Genomic DNA, 6053 nt, shown 5'->3' on the forward strand with positions numbered 1-6053 from the left:
TCGCAGGTTCTTTGGCATCTCGAATTAATGATAACTTTCAAGTTCTCAAGCCTGCATCTTCAAGTTGAACGAGTATACGTTGTAGTATTGTGAAAAGTATCTTGATTATTTTTGAAAGCTCACCTTTAATATGCAATTAGTGTAACAACATGTATTAAGGAACAGTATGAATGTATTAGACAAGGATTGCTTGTTACAGTTAGTGATTGATAACTTTCAAGAAGACATCGCCAAATACGTTGATTTTAATACGGGGGAAGTGGGTATTAAGTATACCTACCTTGAACATGACCTTAATTTTTACATGGATTTGTCGGTGGTAGACAAGATATATTCGACGAAGTGAACACCCAAATAATACCACCAGACCTCACCACTGTATCTAAAGTATTGATATATTTCATAGAGGCGATGGATTATAAACACAACAACTGTTATGTTGTTTAATAAGATATTTTGAGCTATTTGCTATCATGCGAATATATAGACATGCCTATTTTCAACGTTGATTCTCTTCTCTCTTCTCTCTTCTCTCTTCTTTGCTTAAAAAACCTCTCTAACCTACGTAATACAGTATTTTTAAAAATGGAATTTTTCAAAAACGGAATATTAGCTTGCGCGTTTTGGGCTGATATCTCGTTGACGGTCAGGTTTGATAAGCGCATTCTAATTTCTTCGGCAGAGCGAACCTTGGATTCATCCCATGTTGAATCTATCACACCTTGTTCTGTATAACGTATTGAATTGGAAGAAGGTCGCATGAATAAAATTGTTATGTTAGTTATGGGACTACTTTTTACCACTCGACTATTCGCGAGTATCATGCCGCACGCTAGCCAGCTTGAGCACGATGCACCGATACTCATTCGTTCTGCGCTTATCGTTGGAGCCTTCGCTTACCTCGCTTGGTCAGCGATTAAGTACTTTAAAAAGCGTAAAGCCACGGCTTCAGAACAACAAAAAAACCTGCTTTAACAGCAATTCAGAAAAGCCTCGCGAACGTGAGGCCTTAAATGACGCTATAACCGCTTTATGCCTTTAGCCTTGAAACGTTTTACCGAAAAACAATGGCAACATGTAAGACGATAAAGTTCACGAGATACAACCGCGATATTTGTTATGATATAACACTATTTTAAATAACCCTCAGCCCTTATGAAACTGTTCGCTTTTCTCATTGATGTATTGTCCCCCTTACCTTCTCGTTGTGTCAGCCTTTTCTCAACTGTCTTTCTCTCGATAAAACGCATTCCCCTTTGGCTTGCACTATGGTTTTTTGCTCCAAATCTGTCTGCCCACCCTCACTCTTGGATTGAAATGAAGACCCATATTGAAGGAGAAAATGGCATGATCACTGGCCTTTCGATGGAATGGTCTTTTGATGCCATAACCTCCATGTATATGCTAGATGGAGAAGACCTCTCTCCCGAGAAAGAATTAGACACCTTCCAAAACCTTGCGACATCGGTCATCGAAAACATGATGTCCGAACACTACTTTACGTACTTCTACGAGGGTGAACAGCTCATCAAATATCAGGTGGCTGAGCAGGCAAAATTTGAGCGAGATAAAGCGAAGATGGTGCTCACTTTTGAACTGCCACTTGCTAAACCACAACCGGTGACTCGCGACTCGCTTCGCGTATTGATTTTTGACCCTAGTTACTTCGTCGATATGTCATGGTTATCTCATCGTGACATTACCCTATCTCCAGGGTTAGCTAAGCAATGTCAATTGAAGCTTGCTGAGCCTAACCCAACTCCTGAGCATATGAGTTATGCGATGTCCTTACCTGCCGACGCCGATCCAGATAACACTCTAGGCCAGCTGTTTACTCAAACGGTTGAGCTTCATTGTGCAGCACTTCCCGCCGCCTAATTGCAGTCACCACTATCCTGCCAGAGGGGTTCAGAATTCGGTTAGCGCCTTACTCATAAGGCTCTTCATTCATTTAGAGCAAAAGTTCAGGTATAGGTTGTCATTCAGTGAAGAAAAATCATTTCCAATTCAATCATTACCTTATTGGTAGCGCGGCTCTATTGCTGCTTACTTTCGCGGTATATCAATTGTGGTCGATGTGGCCGTCGCTGGTTATCTCCAGTATCCAATGGCAAAGAGAAGTCAACGCTGAGCTTACCAACCTACTCTACGAAGCTCAATCGAACCCTTGGGGCTCGGGCAGTTACCTGATTGGATTCAGCTTCATCTATGGCATGCTGCACTCACTTGGGCCGGGACATGGCAAAGTTATCGTATCAACCTACTTAGCCACGCACCCAACCAAAGCGAAAGCCAGTTTAGTACTCACGGTTGTCTCCGCTTTTTTACAAGCTGTTGTCGCTATCTTATTGGTAATCGTATTACTGTGGGGATTTAGCGCCTCAATGCGTGTGGTGAATGACAAAGCTAATATGTTTGTCTCGTTAAGCTTTGCTCTCGTCACTTTGGTAGGTGTGATGATCTGTTGGAAGGCCGTAAAAAACATTTACAAAGCAATGAATAAGCCAAAACTAAAAGTGAAGGCTATTACCCCATTAGCGGCAGGTTCGGTTTCCTCAGTGGCAGCGCGCTCAGTAATAACTATTCGCGCGCCAGTATCGAATTCAGCATCCCCAGCAGCAGAACACTCTCACGCAGACTGCGGATGTGGTCACCAACATGTCGCCGATGCAGAGGCTATCAATCAGGCGTCCACGCTGCGCGAATATGCAGGAATTATTGTCACTATCGGCGTAAGGCCATGCACGGGGGCAATCATGGTGCTATTGTTCGCGAATATGGTTGGCTTGTTTTGGATGGGCGTCGTGAGCGCCTTTGCCATGGCAATCGGAACCGCATTAACGACCTCGATAATTGCAGTCATGACGCTTACCGGCAAACATTTGGTGAAACGCTACTTGGCAGCAGGAAACAAGAACAGCAACGCCTCATTAAAAGCCGCAGGTCACTACTTGCAACTCTTTGGCGGCATTTTACTCGTGTTGATTGGCTTGTTATTAATGAACGGCCAAGACAGCGGCATGTCCCCTGTATTCACTATGTAGCACACAACCGAGTAGCAATTAAACTCAGGTTCTTTTCACTCGTACCGCACACATCAAGGCCTCGCAAACGCGAGGCCTTAGTTTTATCTTATGAATGTAAATGGTCTTCTAGAATCACTTATCCACGTCACCAGTAACGCCTTCATGGGATAATTCTCCGGACAGTTCAGCTTGCACTTCAGCAAGGCTTTCTTCTTCAACCGCCACAATTTGTGCAGTTAGCACATCAACTTCGATCTCATAAGCTTTATCATCACGCGTAACAAACACATCCCATTGATTGTCAGGCTCGTCATGACGAATACCAAGTACCTCGACATCCAAAGATAACAGCGCCGCTTTGATCGCTTGTTCTTTACTGATTATCTCTGAGCCTTGAGCCGCATAGGTTGAAACACTAAATGTACTAACAGCGGCCAAAACACCGCATAAAATTAACTGTTTCATTGTTTTCTCCTTAGCTTTTATGGCTATTTTCACCACCTTGATAATGTGGTGTAGCGCGTGAAAAAAATGTTAGTCATTGTGTAGGTGCCTTCCATTTCCCCTCTTCTCCATTTTCTCGCCTTAGCTTCTTTTCCTGTTCTCAGCACGTCTGTGCAGATTCCGCATAAGTCCTATTCCATTTCGCTGGTTTTTCAAATCTCATCGCTCTCTATAATCCCCTTCATCCGCTGCGGCGAACCAAATTGATAAGTGAGAAAGTTGAATATGACTGAGAAATATCAGAATGCAGTGCTGGATGATCAAGCACTGATTGAGGGCCTCAAATCAATCAACCCAGTATGGGGCGATATGACCGTACGAGTTGCGGGAGAAGCATGGGGCATGCCGTTAATTGACCAGAAAACCAAAGCGCTCATTAGCCTTGCGATTGACCAAATGGCGCTCAACGTAACGGGCGAAGGTAATCCATTTGGCGCTCACGTTGATATGGCACTTAAACAAGGGGCGACCTATGCAGAGCTTGAAGAGTTAATCGTATTTGCATCGGCATACACTGGCTTTAACAAAGGGGCGACGACGATGGGCGCACTCAACAAAATTCGTCATGAACGAGGAGATTTCTAATGGCTATTCCAGGGCTAAAAAAACCAGACCATATCGGTTTCACGGTACCGAATTTAGATGAAGCTATCGCTTTCTTCCGAGAGCATTTTGACTTTGAACTGGCGTATGAGTTTGGTCCATTCTCGTCCGATGATGACTGGATGAAAGATCACTTAAACGTTAATCCACGTGCAGAGATCACCAAGATCGCAGTGATGAACGCGAAAGCGATTAACTTAGAGATCTTTGAATACTCAGACGCAGTAGAAAGAAATAAAACAGCACCAAATAACGCCGACATTGGTGGTCACCACCTTGCTTTCTACGTTGAGGATATGGATGCCGCGGTAGCGTATCTAAAAGACCAAGGCATCACAGTCCTCGGAAAAGCAACCACCATGACTGAAGGCCCTACTACAGGAGAATCTTGGGTTTACTTCATGGCACCTTGGGGCATGCAACTAGAACTTGTGTCTTATCCAAACGGCAAAGCTTATGCAAATAAAGCTCATGCAAATCGTGCTTCTGCTGCGTTGTTTGACCCACGATGAACATTATTTTTATCGTGATGATTGTGATCGCGGGTATGGGCTTGTCTTTCGAGGCAGGCTTACTTGGCCCTTTAGGTGAACAAGTCGGCCATTTATGGGCCACCTTGAGCATCTTTGGCGTTGGTACTGCGTTGCTTTGGGTGATTCGTCACTTCACACCGAATGGACAATTCAAAGCTTGGAATACCATTCCAAAATGGCAGCTTATCGGTGGTTTACTGGGGCCTATCTACGTGGTCGTTCTTACATTAGCGACGCCAATTTTAGGGGTCGCAATGACAATGGTTTGCGTCCTGTTTGGTCAAATCACTAAGAGTTTTGCAATTGACTACTTCGGCTGGTTTGCAATGCCAAAGCAAGCGACTAACCCACTGCGTTTGCTTGGTTTGGGGTTCATATTCCTCGCTCTCTGTTGTGTCTATTTAGGAGGACAATCATGACGCTGATTATTTTACTTGCCATTACATCAGGCATGGCATTGAGTGCTCAAGCGGCGATTAATGGTCAACTGGGGGCAAAAGTAGGTGTGATTGAAAGCTCCCTACTGACCTTTAGTATGGGAACCGTTATCACGGGTTTACTGATTTTCTTCTTTGAACCAAGTTATGACGCAACTCTGTTATCGGTACCTAAATGGCAACTCGCGGGTGCACTATTTGGCATCTTTTACATGATCGTCATGGTTGCGGCAGTGCCAAAGGTGGGTGTCGCGATTGCCACTGTTGCCACCATTTTAGGCCAGATGATCATGAGCCTGATAATCGATACTCAAGGTTGGCTTGGGAATACGCCCATTGAACTGAATTATTGGCGTATTGCTGCCATGGTCTGCATTGCGTGCGCCTTGGTCTGTATTTATATCGCCAATCGCCAAATACAAACCGAATTAGAAGCACCGTTAGCAAAAGACAATATGACGACTCACCTTACCAAGGAAACATTGCATGTCAGCTAAAACCATCATCGTGTTCTTTAACCTAAAATCAACCACGGATGAAACTCAATATCTTCAATGGGCCAAAGAGTCAGATCTACCGACAGTAAACAAACTCAGTAGTGTTTCATCGTTCGAGGTCTTCAAAGGCATCAGCATGTTTGGTCAAGATAAGACGTCACCATGGGATTACTTTGAGATTATTCAGATTGATTCTGAAGAGGCATTTCTTAACGATATTCAAACTCAAGAGATGCAGAAGATTGTCGAGCAGTTCCAATCTTTCAGCGAGGATGCACACTTTATTGTTACTGAGAATATTCTCACCGCATAATAAATGAACCTTCAGGCAAGCTAACTATTAGCTTGCCTTTTTTTATGTTTAGAACGTAATCTTTGACTAGGGCGTGTTGATCTTTGCTGTACATTTCGCGTTCAACAATACATCGGTAGCCACATCAACATGAATGCCAG

The 6053-nt window shown here is 43.9% G+C and carries 11 protein-coding genes; 9 read left to right on the forward strand and 2 right to left on the reverse strand.

From position 1 onward, the window contains the following. Window positions 1-166: 166 nt before the first annotated feature. A complete protein-coding gene (locus tag Q1A70_RS18380) occupies window positions 167-346 on the forward strand; it encodes a hypothetical protein (RefSeq protein WP_299695056.1) in 180 nt (59 codons plus the stop codon). Window positions 347-461: 115 nt separating this feature from the next. Here the strand turns inward: Q1A70_RS18380 and Q1A70_RS18385 are convergent, their stop codons facing one another. Further along, window positions 462-719: a hypothetical protein gene (locus Q1A70_RS18385; RefSeq protein ID WP_299695059.1), complete on the reverse strand. Its 258-nt coding sequence runs from the start codon at window positions 717-719 to the stop codon at window positions 462-464. Between the two features lie 40 nt (window positions 720-759). On the opposite strand from Q1A70_RS18385, the gene Q1A70_RS18390 reads away from it, so the two are divergent. The 3 genes from Q1A70_RS18390 to Q1A70_RS18400 all read left to right on the forward strand — a co-directional run bounded on the left by Q1A70_RS18390 (window position 760) and on the right by Q1A70_RS18400 (window position 3044). Further along, window positions 760-975, forward strand: coding sequence for a hypothetical protein (locus Q1A70_RS18390; protein ID WP_299695062.1), 216 nt, complete (start codon window positions 760-762; stop codon window positions 973-975). Between the two features lie 180 nt (window positions 976-1155). Beyond that, window positions 1156-1878 (forward strand): DUF1007 family protein, encoded by a 723-nt coding sequence (locus Q1A70_RS18395; protein ID WP_299695065.1) that lies wholly within the window; start codon window positions 1156-1158, stop codon window positions 1876-1878. A 107-nt stretch (window positions 1879-1985) separates the two neighbouring features. Further along, window positions 1986-3044: a nickel/cobalt transporter gene (locus tag Q1A70_RS18400; RefSeq protein WP_299695068.1), complete on the forward strand. Its 1059-nt coding sequence runs from the start codon at window positions 1986-1988 to the stop codon at window positions 3042-3044. 114 nt (window positions 3045-3158) lie between these two features. Here the strand turns inward: Q1A70_RS18400 and Q1A70_RS18405 are convergent, their stop codons facing one another. Further along, window positions 3159-3491: a peptidase gene (locus Q1A70_RS18405; protein ID WP_299695071.1), complete on the reverse strand. Its 333-nt coding sequence runs from the start codon at window positions 3489-3491 to the stop codon at window positions 3159-3161. Window positions 3492-3755: 264 nt separating this feature from the next. Between Q1A70_RS18405 and Q1A70_RS18410 the strand changes: the two genes are divergently transcribed. From Q1A70_RS18410 to Q1A70_RS18430, 5 genes are read left to right on the forward strand one after another with little or no spacing between them, the layout of a single operon-like run. Beyond that, complete coding sequence (locus Q1A70_RS18410) at window positions 3756-4115, forward strand: carboxymuconolactone decarboxylase family protein (protein ID WP_299695074.1); 360 nt, start codon at window positions 3756-3758, stop codon at window positions 4113-4115. After that, a complete protein-coding gene (locus Q1A70_RS18415) occupies window positions 4115-4645 on the forward strand; it encodes a VOC family protein (RefSeq protein WP_299695077.1) in 531 nt (176 codons plus the stop codon). The genes Q1A70_RS18410 and Q1A70_RS18415 overlap by 1 nt, the downstream gene beginning before the upstream one ends. Continuing rightward, complete coding sequence (locus Q1A70_RS18420) at window positions 4642-5085, forward strand: DMT family transporter (protein WP_299695080.1); 444 nt, start codon at window positions 4642-4644, stop codon at window positions 5083-5085. Before Q1A70_RS18415 ends, Q1A70_RS18420 begins: the two co-directional genes overlap by 4 nt. Then, window positions 5082-5600 carry a DMT family transporter gene (locus Q1A70_RS18425; RefSeq protein WP_299695083.1) on the forward strand — a complete coding sequence of 173 codons (519 nt, stop codon included), beginning with the start codon at window positions 5082-5084 and terminating at the stop codon, window positions 5598-5600. The genes Q1A70_RS18420 and Q1A70_RS18425 overlap by 4 nt, the downstream gene beginning before the upstream one ends. After that, a complete protein-coding gene (locus tag Q1A70_RS18430; RefSeq protein WP_299695086.1) occupies window positions 5590-5913 on the forward strand; it encodes a hypothetical protein in 324 nt (107 codons plus the stop codon). The genes Q1A70_RS18425 and Q1A70_RS18430 overlap by 11 nt, the downstream gene beginning before the upstream one ends. The last annotated feature ends 140 nt before the right edge of the window (window positions 5914-6053 follow it).

Source organism: uncultured Vibrio sp. (assembly GCF_947488985.1).
In the GTDB taxonomy this organism is placed as follows: Bacteria; Pseudomonadota; Gammaproteobacteria; order Enterobacterales; family Vibrionaceae; genus Vibrio.